General features: G+C 58.3%; 19 protein-coding genes. 14 read left to right on the plus strand and 5 right to left on the minus strand.

Features of this window, described 5'->3' with window-relative positions; translation table 11 throughout:
• Nucleotides 1–108: 108 nt before the first annotated feature.
• From prfB to ung, 3 genes are all read left to right on the plus strand, one after another.
• A protein-coding gene (prfB, locus tag AC13C0_RS15775; RefSeq protein ID WP_117619790.1) for a peptide chain release factor 2 occupies nt 109–1,204 on the plus strand; the annotation gives its coding sequence in 2 pieces (ribosomal slippage) (nt 109–180 and nt 182–1,204; 1,095 coding nt in all).
• A gap of 52 nt (nt 1,205–1,256) precedes the next feature.
• Complete coding sequence (lysS, locus tag AC13C0_RS15780; RefSeq protein WP_117619791.1) at nt 1,257–2,792, plus strand: lysine--tRNA ligase; 1,536 nt, start codon at nt 1,257–1,259, stop codon at nt 2,790–2,792.
• Nucleotides 2,793–2,795: 3 nt separating this feature from the next.
• Entirely contained in the window at nt 2,796–3,530 is a 735-nt protein-coding gene (gene ung, locus AC13C0_RS15785; RefSeq protein ID WP_117619792.1) for a uracil-DNA glycosylase, read from the plus strand.
• A 129-nt stretch (nt 3,531–3,659) separates the two neighbouring features.
• Here ung and AC13C0_RS15790 read toward each other — a convergent pair whose 3' ends face one another.
• The 5 genes from AC13C0_RS15790 to nadB form a co-directional block, all read right to left on the minus strand.
• The gene (locus AC13C0_RS15790; protein ID WP_117619793.1) at nt 3,660–4,493 is read right to left on the minus strand and encodes an HDOD domain-containing protein; all 834 of its coding nucleotides are present in this window, start codon (nt 4,491–4,493) and stop codon (nt 3,660–3,662) included.
• A gap of 126 nt (nt 4,494–4,619) precedes the next feature.
• A complete protein-coding gene (gene ygfZ, locus AC13C0_RS15795) occupies nt 4,620–5,615 on the minus strand; it encodes a CAF17-like 4Fe-4S cluster assembly/insertion protein YgfZ (RefSeq protein WP_117619794.1) in 996 nt (331 codons plus the stop codon).
• 21 nt (nt 5,616–5,636) lie between these two features.
• On the minus strand, nt 5,637–6,101 hold the full coding sequence (locus AC13C0_RS15800) for a hypothetical protein (RefSeq protein ID WP_341581426.1): 465 nt from the start codon (nt 6,099–6,101) through the stop codon (nt 5,637–5,639).
• Nucleotides 6,085–6,357: an FAD assembly factor SdhE gene (locus AC13C0_RS15805; RefSeq protein WP_117619796.1), complete on the minus strand. Its 273-nt coding sequence runs from the start codon at nt 6,355–6,357 to the stop codon at nt 6,085–6,087. The genes AC13C0_RS15800 and AC13C0_RS15805 overlap by 17 nt, the downstream gene beginning before the upstream one ends.
• Nucleotides 6,358–6,397: 40 nt before the next feature.
• Complete coding sequence (nadB, locus tag AC13C0_RS15810) at nt 6,398–8,002, minus strand: L-aspartate oxidase (protein ID WP_205422233.1); 1,605 nt, start codon at nt 8,000–8,002, stop codon at nt 6,398–6,400.
• A 133-nt stretch (nt 8,003–8,135) separates the two neighbouring features.
• Here nadB and rpoE point away from each other — a divergent pair, with 133 nt between their 5' ends.
• From rpoE to era, 11 genes are all read left to right on the plus strand, one after another.
• Nucleotides 8,136–8,822 (plus strand): RNA polymerase sigma factor RpoE, encoded by a 687-nt coding sequence (gene rpoE, locus AC13C0_RS15815; protein WP_341581427.1) that lies wholly within the window; start codon nt 8,136–8,138, stop codon nt 8,820–8,822.
• Nucleotides 8,823–8,837: 15 nt separating this feature from the next.
• Nucleotides 8,838–9,398: a sigma-E factor negative regulatory protein gene (locus AC13C0_RS15820; RefSeq protein ID WP_117619798.1), complete on the plus strand. Its 561-nt coding sequence runs from the start codon at nt 8,838–8,840 to the stop codon at nt 9,396–9,398.
• Nucleotides 9,399–9,469: 71 nt separating this feature from the next.
• The gene (locus AC13C0_RS15825) at nt 9,470–10,441 is read left to right on the plus strand and encodes a MucB/RseB C-terminal domain-containing protein (protein WP_162893792.1); all 972 of its coding nucleotides are present in this window, start codon (nt 9,470–9,472) and stop codon (nt 10,439–10,441) included.
• A complete protein-coding gene (locus AC13C0_RS15830) occupies nt 10,438–10,887 on the plus strand; it encodes a SoxR reducing system RseC family protein (protein ID WP_117619799.1) in 450 nt (149 codons plus the stop codon). Before AC13C0_RS15825 ends, AC13C0_RS15830 begins: the two co-directional genes overlap by 4 nt.
• A gap of 81 nt (nt 10,888–10,968) precedes the next feature.
• Nucleotides 10,969–12,441, plus strand: coding sequence for a DegQ family serine endoprotease (locus AC13C0_RS15835; protein WP_117619800.1), 1,473 nt, complete (start codon nt 10,969–10,971; stop codon nt 12,439–12,441).
• A 128-nt stretch (nt 12,442–12,569) separates the two neighbouring features.
• On the plus strand, nt 12,570–15,296 hold the full coding sequence (locus tag AC13C0_RS15840; protein WP_341581428.1) for a bifunctional diguanylate cyclase/phosphodiesterase: 2,727 nt from the start codon (nt 12,570–12,572) through the stop codon (nt 15,294–15,296).
• Nucleotides 15,297–15,400: 104 nt separating this feature from the next.
• Complete coding sequence (gene lepA / locus AC13C0_RS15845; RefSeq protein ID WP_117620455.1) at nt 15,401–17,203, plus strand: translation elongation factor 4; 1,803 nt, start codon at nt 15,401–15,403, stop codon at nt 17,201–17,203.
• A gap of 11 nt (nt 17,204–17,214) precedes the next feature.
• Complete coding sequence (gene lepB, locus AC13C0_RS15850) at nt 17,215–18,012, plus strand: signal peptidase I (protein ID WP_117619802.1); 798 nt, start codon at nt 17,215–17,217, stop codon at nt 18,010–18,012.
• Nucleotides 18,013–18,038: 26 nt separating this feature from the next.
• Entirely contained in the window at nt 18,039–18,428 is a 390-nt protein-coding gene (locus tag AC13C0_RS15855; protein ID WP_117619803.1) for a DUF4845 domain-containing protein, read from the plus strand.
• Nucleotides 18,425–19,114, plus strand: coding sequence for a ribonuclease III (gene rnc, locus AC13C0_RS15860; protein WP_117619804.1), 690 nt, complete (start codon nt 18,425–18,427; stop codon nt 19,112–19,114). Before AC13C0_RS15855 ends, rnc begins: the two co-directional genes overlap by 4 nt.
• A complete protein-coding gene (gene era / locus AC13C0_RS15865) occupies nt 19,114–20,031 on the plus strand; it encodes a GTPase Era (RefSeq protein ID WP_117619805.1) in 918 nt (305 codons plus the stop codon). The genes rnc and era overlap by 1 nt, the downstream gene beginning before the upstream one ends.
• The last annotated feature ends 7 nt before the right edge of the window (nt 20,032–20,038 follow it).

Raw genomic sequence — 20,038 nt, forward strand, 5'->3', positions numbered from 1 at the left:
TCCTGCTTACTACCAGGTCGAGGATAACCACGGCTGATTTACAAACCGATTTCCGGTAGAATTCCGCCTCTGTTTTACTCTCCATTTTCAAGAGCGAGTAAGGGTTTCATGGAAATTAATCCGATTGTTACGAAGATTAAAGAGCTTCGTGAGCGCACTGAAGCGCTCAGGGGGTATCTTTGACTACGATCAGCGCAGTGAACGACTGATCGAAGTTGAGCGTGAGCTGGAGCAGCCCAGTGTCTGGGATGACCCGGACCGGGCTCAGGCTCTGGGAAAAGAGCGTGCGGATCTTGAATTGATCGTAAAGACCATCGATAACCTCACCTCCGGCCTGGAAGACGCGAAAGGTCTGCTGGATATTGCTGCAGAAGAAGAGGACGAAGCTACGGTCGCCGAGATCGAGTCTGACCTCGACGGTCTTGATAAGGAGCTCGAGAAGCTCGAATTTCGCCGCATGTTCTCCGGCGAGATGGACGCCAACAACGCCTACCTGGACATCCAGGCCGGCTCTGGCGGCACCGAAGCCCAGGACTGGGCCAACATGCTCCTGCGTATGTACCTGCGCTGGGCGGAGCGTCGGGGCTTCAAGGCGGAGATCGTCGAACTGATGGAAGGCGATGTGGCAGGCATCAAGAGTGCCACGATCCACGTTCAGGGTGACTACGCGTTCGGCTGGTTGCGCACGGAAACCGGCGTTCACCGGCTGGTTCGTAAATCGCCTTTTGATTCCGGCAACCGCCGCCACACCTCCTTCTCATCGGTGTTTGTGTCGCCGGAAGTGGACGACAGCTTCGAAATTGAAATCAACCCGGCGGATCTCCGGGTGGATGTCTACCGTGCCTCGGGCGCCGGTGGTCAGCACGTTAACCGGACCGAGTCAGCGGTACGTCTGACCCATAACCCCACCGGCATTGTTGTGGCCTGTCAGGCTGGCCGAAGCCAGCACCAGAACAAGGATCAGGCCATGAAGCAGCTGAAGGCGAAGCTGTTTGAGCGCGAGATGCAGGAGCGTAACGCCGAGAAACAGAAGGCCGAGGACGCCAAGGCCGATATTGGTTGGGGCAGCCAGATCCGTTCCTACGTTCTGGATGACAGCCGCATCAAGGACCTGCGCACCAAGGTCGAAACCAGTAATACCCAGTCGGTGCTGGACGGTGACATTGACAAGTTCATCGAAGCCAGCCTGAAGATGGCGCTGTAACCAGTGCCTTTGCCACGCTAACCCGGACAACCCCGATTCCTAGTGAGCCAAAATGACTGATCAAACTCAGAATGCCGCACAGCATGAGGACAACAAGCTGATTGCCGAGCGTCGCGCCAAACTGTCAGAGATGCGCGATCAGGGCAGTGCCTTCCCCAACGACTTCCGTCGTGACGCCACCGCCGCCGGGCTTCAGGCGAAATACGGTGACAAAACCAAGGAAGAGCTGGAGTCCCTGGGCATCAAAGTGGCCATTGCCGGCCGCATGATGCTCGACCGCAAGGCATTCAAGGTGGTTCAGGACATGACCGGCCGCATCCAGATCTATGCCTCCAAGGATGTCCAGAAAGACACCAAACACTGGGATCTCGGGGATATCGTGGGCGTGCGAGGAACCCTGTCCAAATCCGGCAAGGGCGACCTGTATGTCACCATGGACGAGTACATGATGCTCACCAAGTCCCTGCGGCCGCTGCCAGAGAAGCACAAGGGACTGACCGACACCGAAGCCCGTTACCGTCACCGCTACGTGGACCTGATGGTCAACGAGGACAGCCGCCGGGTGTTCTACGCACGCTCCAGGATCATCAGTGCCATGCGCCAGTACTTCACCGACCGGGACTTCATGGAAGTGGAAACCCCGATGCTTCAGGTGATTCCCGGTGGTGCCACCGCGCGCCCATTCGTGACCCACCATAACGCCCTGGGTATCGACATGTACCTGCGTATCGCGCCAGAGCTGTTCCTGAAGCGCCTGGTGGTGGGTGGCTTTGAGCGGGTGTTTGAGATCAACCGCAATTTCCGTAATGAGGGGCTCTCCACCCGCCATAATCCGGAGTTCACCATGGTGGAGTTCTACCAGGCCTACGCGGATTACAATGATCTGATGGACCTCACCGAGGACATGCTCCGCACCATCACCCAGAAGGTGCTGGGCACAACTACGGTTGTGAACTCCCGTACCCTGGCTGATGGCAGCGAGGAAACCGTCGAGTACGATTTTGGCAAAACCTTCGAACGCCTGACCGTGGTCGACGCCATCCTGCGTCATAACCCGGACATCAAGCCCGAGCAGCTGGCGGATAATGCCAGTGCCCGCCAGGTTGCCAAGGATCTGGGCATTCACCTCAAGGACGGCTGGGGCCTGGGTAAGGTTCAGATCGAGATTTTCGAGGCGACCGCCGAGCATCGCCTGATCCAGCCTACGTTCATCACTGAGTATCCGAAAGAAGTGTCGCCCCTGGCCCGCTGCAAGGACAGCAACCCGTTCGTCACCGAACGCTTCGAATTCTTCGTGGGTGGGCGCGAGATTGCCAACGGCTTCTCGGAGCTGAACGATGCGGAAGACCAGGCCGAACGCTTCCAGGACCAGGTGGCCGAAAAGGACGCCGGCGACGACGAGGCCATGTTCTACGACGAAGATTACATCATGGCGCTGGAATACGGCCTGCCGCCCACCGCCGGCGAAGGCATTGGCATCGACCGGCTGGCCATGCTGCTGACCAACTCGCCCTCGATCCGTGACGTCATCCTGTTCCCGGCCATGCGCCCCGAGCACAAGGCCGACAGCCGGAAAGACGAGGGCTGATCCATGAGCCCGGTTGAGGTACTGGCCAGCCAGCTCAGGCCCGACCGTGGCTGGAAAGAGCATCTCTCGGAAGAATTCCGCCAGCCCTACATGCAGAGCCTGGCGGAATTCCTGGCCGCTGAGGAGCAGGCCGGCAAAGTCCTGTTCCCCGCCAGCCATCACTGCTTTAACGCCCTTAACAGCACGCCCCTGGATAACGTAAGGGTGGTCATTCTCGGGCAAGACCCCTACCACGGCCCCGGCCAGGCCCATGGCCTGTGTTTCTCCGTGCGCCCGAACGTGGCAACCCCACCCTCGCTGGTCAACATCTTCAAGGAAATCCAGGGCGACCTGGGCGTCACCCCGCCGGACCACGGCTGCCTGCAACCCTGGGCAGAGCAGGGCGTATTACTGCTCAACAGCGTCCTCACCGTCGTCCAGGGCCAGGCCGGCGCCCACCAGGGCAAAGGCTGGGAAACCTTCACCGATAAGGTCATCGAAACGATCAATCGCGAACGGGAAGGCGTGGTGTTCCTGCTCTGGGGGAGCTACGCCAAAAAGAAAGGCCGGCACATCGACCGCAGCAAGCACCTGGTGCTGGACGGTCCGCATCCGTCACCACTGAGCGCCTACCGAGGCTTCTTCGGTTGCAAGCACTTCTCGAAAGCAAATGAGTGGTTGGAGCAGCAGGGCAAACCCACGGTTAAGTGGGAGCTGCCTTCAAAGGAAGTTTTGCTCGACCGGTACCGGAAAGCCTGAGCTCCAGCGGGTGGGGCAGTCTCCCAAAACCGTGCGGAGCCATGGATGGCGGAGCCGAGCGTACAGGGATGTATTTACAGCGTGTTTTGGGAGACTGCCCCACCCGCTGGAGCCGCCCCCAAGGTTGATTTACTGCAGAAGAGCCATGGCGGCTTCCATCTGGGCGTTCAGATCCTCTTCCTCGCTCATGTCGATATTCGGATCCAACCCAAGACGATCAAAAGCAGAAACCTTCGTCCAGTCCATCTCCGTCCAGGGGTGCTCGGAGCCCGCAACCAGCTGGAGATTGGCAACCATCACCAGGTCGGCATAGTCTGCCGCCGGAACCTCACGATTGAAGCGGGCGTATTCCAGCGGAACATTCTGAAGATCTATCGGGAAGTCCCACTTCTTGAGAATCGTCGCCCCGATTTTCGGGTGCAGCTCTTCAATCACGTTGTCCAGCATGATGCTGCTGATCTGAATATCCTGATCTTCCACGTATCGCAGGATCGGCAGAACCCCGATCAGATGAACCAGGCCCGCGAGAGTTGCCTGGTCCGGTTTGAGCCTGGTGTAGTGCTGGGCCAGTACGTGGCAGACACCGGCAACTTCGGTGCTGGTCTGCCAGGTGGCGCGCATCCGCTTGTCGATCATGTCAGAGGTGGCCTGGAACATCTGCTCCATGGCCAGGCCCATCGCCAGATTGCTGGTGTAGGCCATGCCGAGGCGGCTCACCGCCATGTTCAGGTTTTCAATAGCCCGGCTGCCACGGAACAACGGGCTGTTGCACACCCGGATAATGCGTGCGGAAAGGGCGGTGTCATTGCTGATCACCTTCACCAGGTCGGCGATGGCCGAATCCTCGGATTGCGCAATGTCCCGTACCTGCAGGGCCACTTCCGGAAGGGTAGGCAGCACAAGCTTGTCATTTTCGATGGCGGCATTAAGGTCGGCTTTAATGGTTTCGACAATATTCGACATGGTCAGTTACGGTCCGCATGTTGGTTCCGGATACCGACCACGGGTGTTGGTCGTTACCCTAAAAAAATCAGATATGTGAGCTACTGCATAGCAAAATAGCAAATTCCGAGGGGTTTGCCTGTCAACTTATGTATCTGATTGTGGGCTTTTTTCCCTCTCGGGTACAACGTAGGGCAAAGGCATCGGAATAAGGACAGCGTCGGGCTGCCCTTCCGGATGAAGGTTTTTTTCACACGCATCATGGCGTACAACGGCCAGCAACTCACAACTGCCGTTACGGTATTTCACTGAGTTGACCACCTCGCCCACCGAACGCTCGCCAGCAACCAATGCACTGCCAGGAACCGGGAGTTCACCGGCCTGTTCAATCCGGAAACGAAACAGGCTCTTCTTCAGTTGGCCGAGGAAGTGCATCCGGGCAATAACCTCCTGACCGGTGTAGCAGCCCTTCTTGAAGTGGATACCGCCCACGTGTTGCCAGTTCAGCATCTGGGGAACGAAGGACTCCTGGGTGGCGGTAGTGAGGGATGCGACGCCGGCAGCGATCTCCGAGGCGTACCAGTCTGCCCGGGGCCGCTGGTCAGAGGTGTCGAGGCTGTTCTCATCCCCCGTGGTTTGCCAGAACTCAAAACGGGGTGTGCCCTCGGCGGTCGGCTCTGTTCTCACCAGGAACCCGGTATCCAGCTCGACAGAGTCCCCGGGGTCCTTCAGATTGTTTATGGCATTTCCCGCCAGGGTCTCGGCCACCCGGTTACCGAGAATACCGACAAGGCTGGCTGCCGGAATCACGTCCATGGAAGTGCCCCGGAACAGCATCAAGTACTTGCGCAGGTGGCTGATGGTGTCGTCAGCGAGATCGGTGGAAAAGTCCATCAGGATATCCTCTCCGGCCCTGACCATGCGGGTCAGGCAGTAGGCGCGGCCTTTGGGTGTTGAGGCCGCCGCCCGGGGAGAGCGCCCGGCGGTTACTTCATTGAGGTTCTGGCTGAACTGGCCCTGGAGAAACTTGTCTGTCCCCGGGCCGCTGATCCGCACGACAATCCGGTTATTCAGGACCGTCCAGCCATCACCGGGCAAAGGAAAGTCTGCAACCGCTGGTACAGGTGTGTCTGGGTCAGTCATGGAGTGCTCCAGATCAATGCATCATGTGGATGGTGGCCTGGACCGGCCCAGTCTGAGCCACATTCTCAGGCGACGGAATGCCTCTTCAGCAACGTTGCCGGGCCGGCCGGATGACGATGTCAGAAGGATAATCGTGTATGGCCGGTATCTGGTGTCTGCAGGGCGAAGTTTCAAGAGCGCCTGCCCGGACCAGACCCGGCTGGCCGCCGATGCAACTACCGGGATCTTCCGATGGTCTGCGGTTCTCGCATACAGCTGGTCCTGCTCTACAAGCAATTCTTTGACGGAGCGACGGCCTTTGAGCAGGCCGTTGCATTGAAATTGCACCAGCGCGCCCGCCAAAACGACCGGAATGGCGGCCAGCAGCCAGGCTTTGCCAGCCAGGGCCGCCACAATCAGAAATGCCAGCAGCGCCAGCCAGGGCACAGTTGCCATGACCCCGACCAGCCAGGACGGTGAGAGCGTCAGCTCAATCCGGCTGGACACGATTGAGGATTATGTCGACCATCCGTTGCAGGTCCGGATCTTCCGGGCGGCTGCGCTGCATGAACCATTCGAACATGTCGTTATCCTCGCAGCTGAGCAGTTTTTTATAGCGGGCCTGGTCGTCGGCGTTGAGCTCCCGGTAGGCCTCCTCTACAAAGGGGATCAGGAGGTTGTCCAGTTCAAGCATGCCGCGACGGCTGTGCCACCACAGGCGGTTAAATTCTGCTTTTTCGGACGATGCAGGTGTCTCTGACATAGTTTTTACCATCGAATCGTTTGTAAAAGTCGGTGTTGATTCAGGGCGCAAGCGTGCGATAAGTCGTTGGTACCAGCACGGTATCACGGACCTCATGGAGCAGTCCCGGGTAATCCAGTGTGTAGTGCAGCCCACGGCTTTCCTTGCGCTGCAGTGCAGAACAGATTATCAGGTCTGATACGGTGACCAGGTTTCGCAGCTCTAGCAGGTCGTTGGTGACCCGGTAATTGCTGTAGAACTCGCCGATTTCCGCGGACAACAGGTCGGCCCGGTGCTTGGCCCGCTGCAGTCGTTTGGTGGTCCGCACAATTCCTACGTAGTCCCACATGAAGTGGCGCAGTTCGTCCCAGTTGTGGGAAATAACAACGTCTTCATCGGAATCGCGCACCTGGCTTTCATCCCAGTCCGGGGCTTCCGGGGGCGGCGGAATATCTGCCTCACGCCGGGTAATATCTGCCGCCGCCGCCCGCCCATAGACCAGACATTCCAGCAGGGAGTTGCTGGCCATACGGTTGGCACCGTGGAGCCCGGTGAACGCCGCTTCGCCCACCACATAAAGCTGGTTGATGTCGGTTCTGGCGCGTTCGTCGCTGACAATGCCGCCGCAGGTGTAGTGGGCGGCCGGGACCACGGGAATGGGTTCTCTGGTGATATCAATGCCAAAGCCCAGGCACTTCTCGTAAATGGTCGGGAAGTGGTGCTTTATAAAGTCTTCGGGTTTGTGGCTGATATCCAGGTACAGGTGATCGGCACCCAGGCGTTTCATCTCATGGTCAATGGCCCGGGCAACGATGTCCCGGGGTGCCAGTTCTCCGCGCGCATCGAAGCGGTCCATGAATCGAGTGCCATCGGGCAGTTTCAGCAAGCCGCCTTCACCGCGCACTGCTTCGGTGATCAGGAAGGACTTTGCATGGGGGTGATACAGGCAGGTCGGGTGGAACTGATTAAACTCCATGTTCGCCACCCGGCAGCCGGCCCGCCATGCCATGGCGATACCATCGCCGGATGCCCCGTCCGGATTGGTGGTGTAGCGGTAGGCCTTGGAGGCGCCCCCGGTGGCAATGACGGTAAACCGGGCCCGGAACAACTCCACATGGTTGTCCTCAAGGTTCAGGATGTAGGCGCCGATACAGCGGTTACCCGGCAGCGACAGTTTCCGGTTGGTGATCAGGTCTACCGCGACCCGGCCAGACATAAGCTCGATGTTGGGCCTGGCCTGGGCCTGGGATGTGAGGGTGGTTGAGACGGCATGACCGGTGGCATCGGCAGCGTGAATGATGCGCCGGTGGCTGTGACCGCCTTCCCGGGTCAGGTGATAGTGGGCATCCTGGTCCCGGCTGAAGTCGACTCCAGAATCAATCAGCCAGTCGATGCTTTCCTTGCCGTGCTCCACGGTGAAACGGACAGCATCCTCATGGCACAGGCCGGCCCCGGCATTCAGGGTGTCGGTGATGTGGTGTTCTGTGGAATCCTGATCATCCAGTACCGCCGCAATACCTCCCTGGGCCCAGAGGGTGGCGCCGCTGCTGATCTCGGCCTTGCTCACCACGCATACTTTCAGGTGCTCTGGCAGATTGAGAGCAACGGTCAGGCCGGCAGCACCACTGCCGATAATAAGAACATCGTATTCGCAGGACTGTGGCATCGGGTCGTTATCGCAGGCCATAATGTGGACGTGTATTGAACTAAACTTTACGCTTGCTGTCTATTTGGCCTGACAGGGTGAGCCGCCCGGCAGGTGGCGCACCCGTTTCATGAACGGACGCCGGATAGCATCAATGACGCAACGATACTTGGTACAGGCCGGACAGCTGGCCGTCAAATCAGGGAACCCCGGCAAACAGTCCATGACTCCTGATAAAGACAAGCAACAGGGTGAGCACCCCGACAGCCAGACAGACCTGCAGTTGGTGCGCAAGGTCAAGAGCGGTGACCGTGCCGCGTTCGACCTGCTGGTAGTCAAGTATCAGTCCAGGGTTGCGTCTATCATCAGCCGTTACGTTTACGATAGCCAGGAAGTCATGGATCTGACCCAGGAAACCTTCGTTAAGGTATTCCGGGCGATCGAACGCTTCCGTGGTGACAGCGCCTTCTATACCTGGCTTTACCGGATTGCCGTGAATACTGCCAAGAACTATCTGGAATCCCGGGGGCGGCGTCCCCAGGGCAGTGCCGATTCGGCTGAAGCGGAGAATTTTGATGAAGGCTCGAGGCTTCGGGATACCGCTTCACCGGAACGGCTGCTGCAGAGGGAACAGCTCCAGAAGGAGTTGACCAAGGCCATTGCCCAGTTGCCGGAAGAACTGCGTTCGGCGTTTTTGCTACGGGAATATGACGGCCTCAGTTATGAAGATATTGCCGGGATACTGGAGTGCCCCATCGGTACCGTGCGTTCACGAATTTTCAGGGCCCGGGATGCGGTTGATCGTCATCTCGGACCTTTGCTCAACCACTCGGTCACGTAATTGAGGTTGCATCCCATGGATGATCGTCTCAGAGAAACACTGTCCGCCATGATGGACGACGAAGCTGACGAACTGTCGGTACGTCGCCTGTTGTCACACGGTAGCCAGGATGAGGTCCGGGCCCAGTGGCAGCGATGGCAGGACGTTCGGGATCTTCTGCATGACGGCCACTCACCGGCCCATGGAGTGGATGTGAGTGTTGCTGTGCGTGAATTGCTCGATGGCCGAACGTCCGCTTCGGCGCGGTCCCAGGTCCTGCGGCCGAACACGAATGTTCGCCGCTGGCACTGGCCTGCCGTGGCCATGGTTGCCACGGCGCTGCTCGTTGGTTTTGGCGCTGGCGCAGGTTGGGATTCTTCTGATGTCGGGCCTGCCCAGCCAGCGACTTCTGCTGCGCCAGAGGTGCCGGCACCGGACCAGCCGGTCAGGGAGATTGCACTGCAGGGTCTGGATGATGAGCAGTGGGAGTACATGAGTCGTTATTTGCTGGAACACGCGCAGCACAACAGTGTCGGCGCCGGTCAGGGAGCCGTCGGCTATGCCCGCCTGGTCAGCGCCAATGGCAACGGTTACTGATCCCTGGAGTGAGTGTGATCATACGCAAAGCCCTGAGTGCTGTTTCCCGGAATCGGTCACTGTCATTGCTGATGGCCCTGGTGGTCTTGCTTACCGGCCCAGTGCCGGCGGCGGCTGCCGATGAAGAGGAAGCAGCGGCCTGGCTCGAACGCCTCGGTCCGGCTCTGAACATGACCTCCTATCGCGGCGTTTTCGTGTACGCCCGGGGTGACCGCGTGCATTCAATGCAGATTGCGCACCGTTACAATGACGGTGTTGTCGAGGAGCGGTTGGTTCTGCAGGACGGCGGCAGCGGCGAAATTGTCCGCAAGGGAATGAACGTGGTCTGCGTGCTTCCCGAAAGGGGCCGCATCAAACTTGATCAGGTTATCCCATCCGGTCCTTTCGCCGAGGCGTTTACCAGCCAGTTGGTGCCAGTGAGCCGCTGGTATCGTGCTGAAATGAAGGGTGAGGATCGGGTCGCGGGTTACGATGTGGTGACGGTGGCCCTTCGTGCGAAAGATCCCTACCGCTACAGTCACCGGTTGTGGCTGGAGAAGTCCACGGGGCTTCTGTTAAAGAGTCATGTGCGCAATGCCGAGGGCGAGGTTCTGGAGCATTTCCAGTTCACCAGTTTGCAGATCGGCGAAAACATCCCCGACAGTGAGTTTGAAATTCGCACCCGTGGCCGTGAAATTTCGAGGACGCTCGAGGGCTCGGCGCCTCAGGCATCGACTGTTCAGCGCATGGATGGCTGGCAGCTTGGCTGGCGACCGGACGGTTTCGTGCCGGCCGCGGCTCCGCGTTCTGGCAAGGGGAAGGCGGTTGCTTTCTCTGACGGCCTGGCGGCGTTTTCGGTCTTTGTTGAGCCCGCTGGCGCGGTAAACATGCCCACCGGCGCCTCCCGGATCGGTGCCACGACAGTCTATATGCGCAAGGTCTGGGATGAGGGCAGAGCATTTCTGGTCACTGTTGTCGGTGAATTGCCGCCACAAACCGCTCGCCAGGTTGCTGAATCCGTCCGGATCGAGAACGCATTGGCACTTGGTGCAGGTGGGTCATGATTACGGAAACGGGGAAAGTTGTTGCGCTCAAGGGCGACCGTGTCTGGGTTCGGACCATCCGCGCCAGTGCGTGTCAGAGCTGTGCTGCCCGTAATGGTTGCGGGCAGAAAGTGCTGGCAGCCGCAACCGGGGGGCGGGCGAATCAGATTCTGGTGACGAACACAATTAACGCCCGGGTCGGGGATGAGGTCACCATCGGAATTGATGAGCGGGCGCTGCTTGGTGCCTCGCTGGTAGTCTATGGGATCCCGCTGATTCTGATGGTGGTGGCGAGTGTTCTTGGCCACCATTTGTCTGGTGGGCAGGACAGTGCCGCCATGCTGGCCGCCGCAGGTGGCCTGGCCCTGGGTTTTGTGGTTGTACGCAAACTGCAGCGTCCCGGCACAACGGACTACGAGCCCCGGTTGGTTCGGGTTAACCGGATTTTCTCCCAAAACTGTCTATAAATCCTACCGTTTTTTAAGTTGAAATTCGGTGTCTTGACCCGAAAACTACTGCAAGGTCTTTGCTACACCAGGGAGTACAACATGTCGAGAACAACAGAAGTTGCCCCGCAGTCCCGGAATTTTCAGTCCGGTGGCGCACTGGCCATTCTGCTATTGGTGCTGTCCGTCATTGTGCTGACGGGTTGGAGTCAGGCAGGGTTGGCTCAGGGTTTGCCCGATTTTACCGAGCTTGTTGAAGATAACGCGGGCGCTGTGGTCAATATAAGCACGACCAGTGCGCCCAAGGCGGGGAACGCGCGGGGTATGCCGTTTGACGAGCGCCAGCTCGAACAGATGCCTGAATTTTTCCAGGACTTTTTCCGCGGCCCCCAGTCTCCCTTTGGTGGTGCTCCGGGGAACTCCCAGCCTCGCCGGTCCATGGGCTCCGGTTTTATTGTGTCTGAGGATGGCTACGTACTCACCAACAACCATGTGGTTGAAGGTGCCGATGAAATCATTGTTCGCCTGAATGACCGGAGGGAGCTGCCGGCAACACTGGTGGGGACAGATCCACGTTCCGACATGGCGGTTCTGAAAATCGAGAATGGTGAAGATTTGCCCGTGGTGAAAATAGGCCGCTCGAGCGAGTTGAAAGTCGGTGAATGGGTGTTTGCAATCGGGTCTCCGTTCGGTTTCGATTATACGGTGACCGCTGGAATCGTCAGCGCCCTGGGTCGTTCACTGCCGTCTGAGAATTATGTTCCCTTCATCCAGACCGACGTTGCCATTAATCCGGGCAATTCCGGTGGCCCTCTGTTCAATCTGGACGGTGAAGTGGTCGGCATCAATTCCCAGATCTACACCCGCTCCGGTGGTTTTATGGGCGTCTCTTTTGCCATCCCCATTGACGATGCCATGAACGTTTTCCGCCAGTTGCGCGACAAGGGCGTCGTTTCCCGCGGCTGGCTGGGTGTATTGATTCAGGAAGTGAATCGTGATCTGGCGGAGTCCTTCGGCCTTGAACGGCCAAGAGGCGCACTGATTGCCGAAGTCATGGCAGACTCTCCGGCGCAACAGGCGGGCCTGCAGGCGGGCGATATCGTGCTTAATTACGACGGTGAACCCGTTGAGCTTTCCTCGGACTTGCCGCCAATGGTGGGTCGCACTCCGGTCGGTGAAACGGCCAATCTCAGGGTGCTCCGTGGTGGCGAAGTCATTGAACTGGGTGTCGAAATCGGCCGGCTGCCCGAGGAAGGAAGCGAGCAGGCGGTAGTTCCTTCGGGTGGCAGTGGCGGCCCATCCTCTGCACCTCTGGGTATGAGGGTGGAGCCTCTGCCGGCGGATCTTGCCGATTCCCTCGGTGTTGATGGTGGGGTGATTGTTGCCGATGTCGCCCGTGGCGCCGCTTATGAAGCCGGCATCCGGCCGAGAGACGTAATCACTGAAATCAACCGCAAGAAGGTTGCCTCCGTTGCAGATTTTCGTGAGGTGGTCCGGGCGTTGCCTGACGACAAGGCAGTGTCGGTGAGAGTGGTGCGGCAGGGTCGCGCGCTGTACCTGGTGATGAAGCCCTGACCCTGAGTCACTGAGCACCAGGCAGTCTCTGAAAGCCCCCGGATGTGTTGAAAACGACACACCCGGGGGCTTTTGTTATACTCGCTGTCATAAATATAAATGAGTGGCCACGGAACGGACCAGAACCCATGATAAACAGACAGGAACTCTCCCTCCGCAAGCTGCTGGAATTTCGTAATGCCTGGGTCGCGTGGCTGATTTTTGCAGTGGCGGTAGCCGTCACTATCCTGCTTTGGCAGGTCTCAATCAGGCTTGTTGAAGACCGCACCGAAGCCAGATTCCGCACCCAGTCACTGCAGTTGAAATCGGCCATCGAAGAGCGCCTCCTGAACTATGAGCAGGTACTGGCCGGAAGCGCCGGGCTTTTCGCCGTGGCCGGCGATGTGTCCCGGGACCAGTGGCGGGAATACGTCGACAAGGTTGATATCAACCGTTATTACCCCGGTATTCAGGGTATTGGCTATGTCCGTCGTATTGGCGTGCGGCAGATGGCCGATCATATTTCATCCGTTCGGGCTGAGGGTGTTCACAACTACCTGGTGAAGCCGCTTGGAAGCGGTCCCTATTACTACCCCATGGTCTATCTGGAACCGGGAACCGAGCGGAATCGCCGCGCCCTGGGCTACGATGCCTTCAGTGATCCGGTCCATCGCCGGGCCATGGAACGGGCCCGTGATGACGCCGTCCCCACCATAACCGCGAAAGTCGTACTGGTTCAGGAGGAGCTCGGGAAGGACCAGGCAAGCTTTCTGATGTATTACCCCGTTTTTCAGGGCGGCGAAGTTCCCGGGATCCGAGCCGAGCGCCGCATGATGCTGGCGGGTTATGTGTTCAGTGCGTTTCGCATGAACAACCTGATTGACGGGATTGTTGGTCTGATATCGCCGTTTCTTGATGTCCGGATCTATGACGCGGGGGTCGCGGAGCGGCAGAATCTGATGTACGGCTCCAACCTGGGTTCGCTTGATAACGAATTCAGTTTCGAGATGAGCCAGACGATCAGCCAAGGGGGGCGTGACTGGTTACTGCAGACCCGGTCCACCCCGGCGTTCGATTTTCTGGCATCGGATCCGCGGCCGCCCATTGTGCTTGGAGCAGGCCTGGTTATCAGCGGACTGTTGTTCCTGTTCGTACTGGCTCTCATCCGCTCACGGCTGATGGCCCAGATCAGTGCCGGACGCTACCGGGCCATTACCGAAGGGGCTGCCAACGTCACGCTGGTAATGGACCGCACTGGGCAGGCTCTTTATGCCAGTCCGTCGAGCCTGGACATTCTTGGTTTTGAGCCGGACCAGGTGCAGGCCCTGAATTTTGAAGAGCTGGTTCATGGGGATGACTGGCCCCAGTTGCAAAAGGGCTTTGACGATTCCGTGAGCGCACCGGGCAAGCAGATGCCGGTTATCCGTATCCGGATTCGCGATGCCGAGGGCCGGTGGCGGGATATGGAAGGCACGTTCACAGCCATGCTGTCTGTGCCCGGTGTTAACGGCGTTGTCCTGAGCCTCCGTGATCTGACGCAGCTGAAGGCTGCCCGGTCCGAGCTGCACCGCCTGGCGTTCTACGACCCGCTGACAGGGCTGGCAAACCGGCAGCTTTTTCGGGATCGTCTCAACCATGTGGTGAGCCGCAGTCGCCGGAGCGGGGAGCCGGCCGCCCTGATGTTCCTGGATCTGGACGGATTCAAACGCATCAACGATACCCTCGGGCATGATTCGGGTGACGAGCTGCTGTGCCAGGTGGCCCAATGGCTGGTGGGTTGCGTTCGCGAAGAGGATTCGGTCGCCCGGCTGGGGGGCGACGAATTTGTTGTCCTGCTGTCCCGGATCAGCGGTCCGGACGCCGCAGGCAAGGTGGCAGAGACCATTTTGCGCAGCCTGTGCCAGCGCATCCGTCTTAACGATCATGAGGTCGGAATCACCGTCAGTATCGGCATTACCATGGTTCCCCACGACAGTGAGGATGCCGGAACCCTGATGAAGTATGCCGACCTGGCCATGTACCGGGCCAAGGAACTGGGTCGGAATACCTTCCAGTTCTTCACGCCCGCGATGAATATCAAGGCTGCCCGGAGGCTGCTCCAGCAGGAGGAGCTGGCAACGGCTCTGGATGGCGAACGCTTCGTGCTGCACTACCAGCCCAAGATTGATCTGGCCAGCGAACGGGTGATCGGGGTGGAGGCATTCCTGCGCTGGCACCATCCGGATAAAGGGCTGGTATCGGCCCAGCAGTTCATCGCGCTGGCGGAGGAAACGGGGCTGATTGTGCGCCTCGGCGAGATGGCACTTCGCCAGGCCTGTATCCAGGTTCAGGCTCTCGAACGGGCCGGATTTGAGTCCCTGAAGATGGCGGTGAATCTGTCGGTGCGCCAGCTGACTGACTCCGGCTTTCTGGATATGATCCGGCAGGTCATTACCGAGACAGGCGTGTCGCCCGAGCGACTGGAGCTGGAAATGCCGGCCGGGCTTCTCAATGAAGACCCGAGAATGCTGCGCGAGCTGCTGGTTTCGCTCCACGATCTGGGCGTGTGCCTGATTCTCGACGATTTCGGCACCGGCTCCTGTTCGCTGGTTGCGTTGCAACAGCTGCCGCTGGATGTGATCAAGATAGACCACCGGTTTATTCGCGATATCCCCTACAACGTAAGCGCCACCGATGTTGCCTCCGCGGTTATTGCCCTGGCCCGCAAACTCCACCTCACGGTGGTGGCCGAAGGAGTGGAAACCCCGCAGCAGCTGAGTTTCCTGAAATCCCACGGCTGCGCCCAGTGTCAGGGTAACCTGTTCAGCTACCCTCTGGACGAGGATGCCCTGATCGGCTTCCTGGTCCGGCAGTATGAAAGGCCGCTGATTTCCTGATCATGGCAATGGCGGCCGGTAACCGGTAAAATCACGCCGTTCCCGGAACCGGGTAGCGGCCTCTCCGGGCTCAATCCTTCGTCTTAACTGAGTATTCATTGTCTGTGACTGAACTGAGCCGAATCCGTAACTTTTCCATTATCGCCCACATCGACCACGGTAAATCCACGCTTGCAGACCGTTTCATCCAGATCTGTGGTGGCCTGACCGACCGTGAAATGGCCGAACAGGTCCTGGACTCCATGGATCTTGAGCGTGAGCGAGGGATTACCATCAAGGCCCAGAGTGTCACGCTCAATTACACAGCCCGGGATGGTCAGGAATACAAGCTGAATTTTATCGACACCCCGGGGCATGTGGATTTCTCCTACGAAGTGTCACGCTCGCTTTACGCCTGCGAAGGGGCGTTGCTGGTGGTGGACGCCGGGCAGGGTGTGGAAGCCCAGTCGGTGGCCAACTGCTATACCGCCATTGAACAGGGACTGGAAGTGGTGCCGGTCCTGAACAAAATGGATCTGCCCCAGGCCGAGCCGGAGCGGGTGGCTGCGGAAATTGAAGACATCATTGGTATCGAGGCGTCTGAGGCAGTGCGTTGCAGCGCCAAAAGCGGCATGGGCGTTGACGATGTGCTGGAAGACCTGATCAAAAAGATTCCGCCCCCCAAAGGCGATCGCAGCGCGCCTCTGCAAGCGCTGATCATTGATTCGTGGTTCGATAATTACCTGGGTGTTGTATCCCTGGTCAGGGTGACTGAAGGAACCCTGAAAAAGGGCGACAGGATCGTCATCAAATCCACCGGCAAAGCCTGGAACGCGGACAAGGTCGGGATATTCAATCCCAAGCCAACCGATACCGACGTGCTGGAAGCCGGCGACGTCGGCTTTGTCGTTGCCGGTATCAAGGATATTCATGGTGCGCCGGTCGGCGATACCATCGTGCACCAGAAGTTCGCTGCTGAAACACCCATGCTGCCCGGTTTCAAGAAGGTCAAGCCGCAGGTATACGCCGGTCTGTTCCCGGTGAGCGCGGACGACTACAACGATTTCCGGGATGCGCTGGAGAAACTGACCCTGAATGACGCCTCCCTGTTCTTCGAGCCAGAGAGCTCAGACGCCCTTGGTTTTGGTTTCCGGTGCGGTTTTCTCGGTATGTTGCACATGGAAATCATCCAGGAGCGGCTGGAACGGGAATACGATATCGACCTGATTACCACCGCTCCCACGGTGATCTATGAGGTGGTTACCAAACAGGGTGAGATCTTGTCGGTGGACAATCCCTCAAGCCTTCCGGATATTGGTTCTATTGAAGAAATGCGAGAGCCGATGGTGGAAGCGAACATTCTGGTGCCCCAGGAGCACCTCGGTAACGTGATTGCCCTGTGTGAGGAGAAGCGGGGCGTTCAGAAGAACATGCACTTCATGTCAACCCAGGTTCAGCTGACCTATGAGCTGCCCATGGCGGAAGTGGTGATGGATTTTTTCGACCGGATCAAGTCTGCCAGCCGTGGTTTTGCGTCACTGGATTACCATTTCACCCGTTTCCAGCAAGCCAGTCTGGTGCGGCTGGATGTGCTGATCAACGGTGAGCGCGTGGATGCGCTGGCACTGATTGTTCATAAGGAGCAGGCGCATCGTAAGGGGCGTCAGCTGATCGAGAAAATGAAGGAACTGATTCCTCGGCAGATGTTTGATATTGCCATTCAGGCCGCCATCGGAAACCAGGTAGTATCGCGGGTTACGGTGAAGGCGCTGCGCAAGAATGTAACCGCCAAGTGTTATGGTGGCGACGTCAGCCGGAAGAAGAAACTGCTGCAGAAGCAGAAAGAAGGTAAAAAGCGTATGAAGCAGCTGGGCAATGTCGAGGTGCCTCAGGAAGCGTTTCTTGCCGTACTGAAAGTGGATAACTAAAAGGCCCCTGGATGGATATCGATTTTCCCCTGGTTCTGGTAGTACTGACCTTCGCAACGGGTTTGATCTGGCTGGCGGACAAGCTGTTTCTTCGAGAGCGTCGCCTCGCTGGTTCCCGTGCCAGTGGCAATGCCGCAGGCGGCTCAGCCGTCGAGGAAGAAGAGCCCAAAGAGCCCTACCTGGTTGATCTCAGCCGCTCCTTTTTCCCGGTGCTGGCGATTGTACTGGTCCTTCGGTCCTTTCTGGTGGAACCATTCCAGATTCCGTCCGGCTCCATGCTGCCAACGCTTGAGGTCGGGGATTTTATTCTGGTGAACAAATACGCTTACGGGCTTCGGTTGCCCGTCGCGGGCACCAAAGTCCTTACCGTTGACGATCCTCGGCGGGGCGATGTAATGGTGTTCAAGTACCCGAAAGATGGTGAGACCAACTACATAAAACGGGTCATTGGCGAGCCAGGTGACCGCATTCGTTACAAAGACAAACAGCTGTTTATCAATGGCGAGCCTGTGGAGAGCCGATTTGTTGCAAGACTGCCCCCTGTGGAGTTGCGCCGGGAAGATCTGGGTGAGGTTGAACACGACATCTACCTGACCCTGGGCCGCCCCGGTGGAAGTGGTGAAGGGGAATGGCAGGTGCCCGAGGGCCACTACTTTGTCATGGGCGATAATCGTGACAACAGCAACGACAGCCGCTACTGGGGCATGGTCCCTGATGAGCTGGTAGTCGGCAAGGCCTTTGCAATCTGGATGCACTGGAAATCCCTTACCAGTCTGCCATCCTTTGATCGTGTGGGCGGAATCGAGTAACTCGGACTATCTGGAGTGCAGGCATAATGAAGAAAAACAATCTTTCCGGCATGGGCCGTCAAAGGGGTGCCTCGGCATTGACGATGATGGTCATGGTGCTGTTTTTTGGTGGTTTGCTGACTCTGGTGATCAAGCTCGGTCCCATTTACCTGGACGACATTACCATCCAGGAAGCGCTGGAAAGCCTTGATGGTACCGAGGGCCTGTCGGAGATGGGGGCTGCTCAGGTTCGCACGCTGATTAACAAGCGCCTAAGTGTGAACAATGTCCGGGGCTTTGATGCCAAGAATATCACCGTCGAGAAAAACGGCGAGTTCGTTGTGATCAATGTTGATTACGAAGTGCGCAATAACCTGTTCAGTAACGTGGATACCGTCGTCCACTTCAAGCATGAATATGAGATGAAGGGCAAGTGAGTTCACAACCGGATCTGGATCAGTTGCAGCGCCGCATCGGCTATCAGTTCCAATCGCCTGAGCGGCTTTTGCTGGCGCTTACCCACCGGAGTTACGGGAACCAGAATAACGAGCGCCTTGAGTTCCTCGGTGATTCCATTGTGAACATGGTCATTGCCGAATACCTGTTCCGTCATTTTGAAAAAGCCCGGGAAGGGCAGCTGAGCCGGCTTCGTGCCCGCATGGTCAAAGGCGTCACACTGGCGGAAATCGGCCGGGAGTTCCAGCTCGGTAATTACCTGCGTCTGGGGTCCGGGGAACTGAAAAGCGGGGGGTTCCGGCGGGAATCGATTTTGGCCGATGCGGTGGAGTCCATCATTGGTGCCATCTATCTGGACAGCGATTTCCACACCTGCCGTGAGCAGGTGCTGCGCTGGTTCGAACACCGCCTGGAAAAACTGGATCTTCAGGACACCCAGAAAGACCCGAAAACCCGTCTGCAGGAGTACCTTCAGTCCCGGCAGTTTCCGCTGCCGCTGTATGATGTGATTTCCGTGGACGGCGAAGCCCACAACCAAACCTTTCACGTATCCTGTGCGTTGCCTTCGCTGGACCGAAAAACCACCGGGACCGGCAGCAGCCGCCGCGTGGCGGAGCAGCAGGCGGCCCGTAACGCCCTGAAAGAACTGGGCGTGGAGAACCAGTAATGAACGATATCACCCGTCCTGAGAACCCGGACAGTCGCTGCGGTTTTGTGGCCATCGTCGGTCGTCCGAACGTGGGTAAATCCACGTTGCTGAATCACATTCTCGGGCAGAAACTGAGCATTACCTCCCGCAAGCCCCAGACCACGCGGCATCAGGTGCTTGGCATCAAGACCGTCGGGCCGGTCCAGGCGATTTATGTGGATACGCCGGGCATGCATGAAGATGAGCCCCGGGCCCTGAACCGCTATATGAACAAGGCGGCCACGTCGGCATTGATTGACGTGGATGTGGTGGTGTTCGTGGTGGATCAGCTGGCCTGGACCACCGCCGATGAGCTGGTGCTGGAGAAACTCAGCACGCTGAAATGCCCGGTTATCCTGGCGGTCAACAAGGTCGACAAGATCGGAAAGCGGGAAAGCCTGCTGCCTCACCTGGACATGCTCTCAAAAAAGCGCGAGTTTGCCGAGATCATTCCGCTTTCCGCCCTGAAGGAGACCAATCTGCAGCCTCTGGAAGAGGCCGTCGGGCGTTACCTGCCGGAGAGCATCCATTTCTATCCCGATGACCAGATCACCGATCGCAGCGAGCGCTTTCTTGCTTCGGAAATTGTCCGGGAAAAGATCACCCGCCAACTGGGTGCGGAGCTGCCGTACTCGGTGGCGGTAGAGATTGAGGAGTTCAGGCGCGAGGGCAGGACCCTTCACATCTCTGCGCTCATTCTGGTAGAACGTGAAGGGCAGAAAAAGATCATGATCGGCGACAGGGGCGAGCGGATGCGCCGTATCGGCCAGGAGGCGCGTGCCGATATGGAGCGTATGTTTGACAGCAAAATCATGCTGCGGCTCTGGGTGAAGGTAAAGCGTGGCTGGGCAGACAGCGACCGGGCCCTCAAGAGCCTGGGCATGAACGACCTCTGAGGCGGGT

It is taken from the genome of Marinobacter sp. B-21, from assembly GCF_056857895.1.

What these genes read in the sequence shown, in the direction of transcription:
- AC13C0_RS15825 (WP_162893792.1), top strand. Translation starts at nt 9,470, where the DNA reads ATGGCCCTGGTGGTCTTGCTTACCGGCCCAGTGCCGGCGGCGGCTGCC.
- ygfZ (WP_117619794.1), bottom strand. Translation starts at nt 5,615, where the DNA reads ATGACTGACCCAGACACACCTGTACCAGCGGTTGCAGACTTTCCTTTG.
- AC13C0_RS15790 (WP_117619793.1), bottom strand. Translation starts at nt 4,493, where the DNA reads ATGTCGAATATTGTCGAAACCATTAAAGCCGACCTTAATGCCGCCATC.
- AC13C0_RS15855 (WP_117619803.1), top strand. Translation starts at nt 18,039, where the DNA reads ATGAAGAAAAACAATCTTTCCGGCATGGGCCGTCAAAGGGGTGCCTCG.
- AC13C0_RS15805 (WP_117619796.1), bottom strand. Translation starts at nt 6,357, where the DNA reads ATGTCAGAGACACCTGCATCGTCCGAAAAAGCAGAATTTAACCGCCTG.
- nadB (WP_205422233.1), bottom strand. Translation starts at nt 8,002, where the DNA reads ATGCCACAGTCCTGCGAATACGATGTTCTTATTATCGGCAGTGGTGCT.
- lepB (WP_117619802.1), top strand. Translation starts at nt 17,215, where the DNA reads ATGGATATCGATTTTCCCCTGGTTCTGGTAGTACTGACCTTCGCAACG.
- AC13C0_RS15835 (WP_117619800.1), top strand. Translation starts at nt 10,969, where the DNA reads ATGTCGAGAACAACAGAAGTTGCCCCGCAGTCCCGGAATTTTCAGTCC.
- ung (WP_117619792.1), top strand. Translation starts at nt 2,796, where the DNA reads ATGAGCCCGGTTGAGGTACTGGCCAGCCAGCTCAGGCCCGACCGTGGC.
- lysS (WP_117619791.1), top strand. Translation starts at nt 1,257, where the DNA reads ATGACTGATCAAACTCAGAATGCCGCACAGCATGAGGACAACAAGCTG.
- rpoE (WP_341581427.1), top strand. Translation starts at nt 8,136, where the DNA reads ATGACGCAACGATACTTGGTACAGGCCGGACAGCTGGCCGTCAAATCA.
- AC13C0_RS15830 (WP_117619799.1), top strand. Translation starts at nt 10,438, where the DNA reads ATGATTACGGAAACGGGGAAAGTTGTTGCGCTCAAGGGCGACCGTGTC.
- era (WP_117619805.1), top strand. Translation starts at nt 19,114, where the DNA reads ATGAACGATATCACCCGTCCTGAGAACCCGGACAGTCGCTGCGGTTTT.
- AC13C0_RS15820 (WP_117619798.1), top strand. Translation starts at nt 8,838, where the DNA reads ATGGATGATCGTCTCAGAGAAACACTGTCCGCCATGATGGACGACGAA.
- AC13C0_RS15840 (WP_341581428.1), top strand. Translation starts at nt 12,570, where the DNA reads ATGATAAACAGACAGGAACTCTCCCTCCGCAAGCTGCTGGAATTTCGT.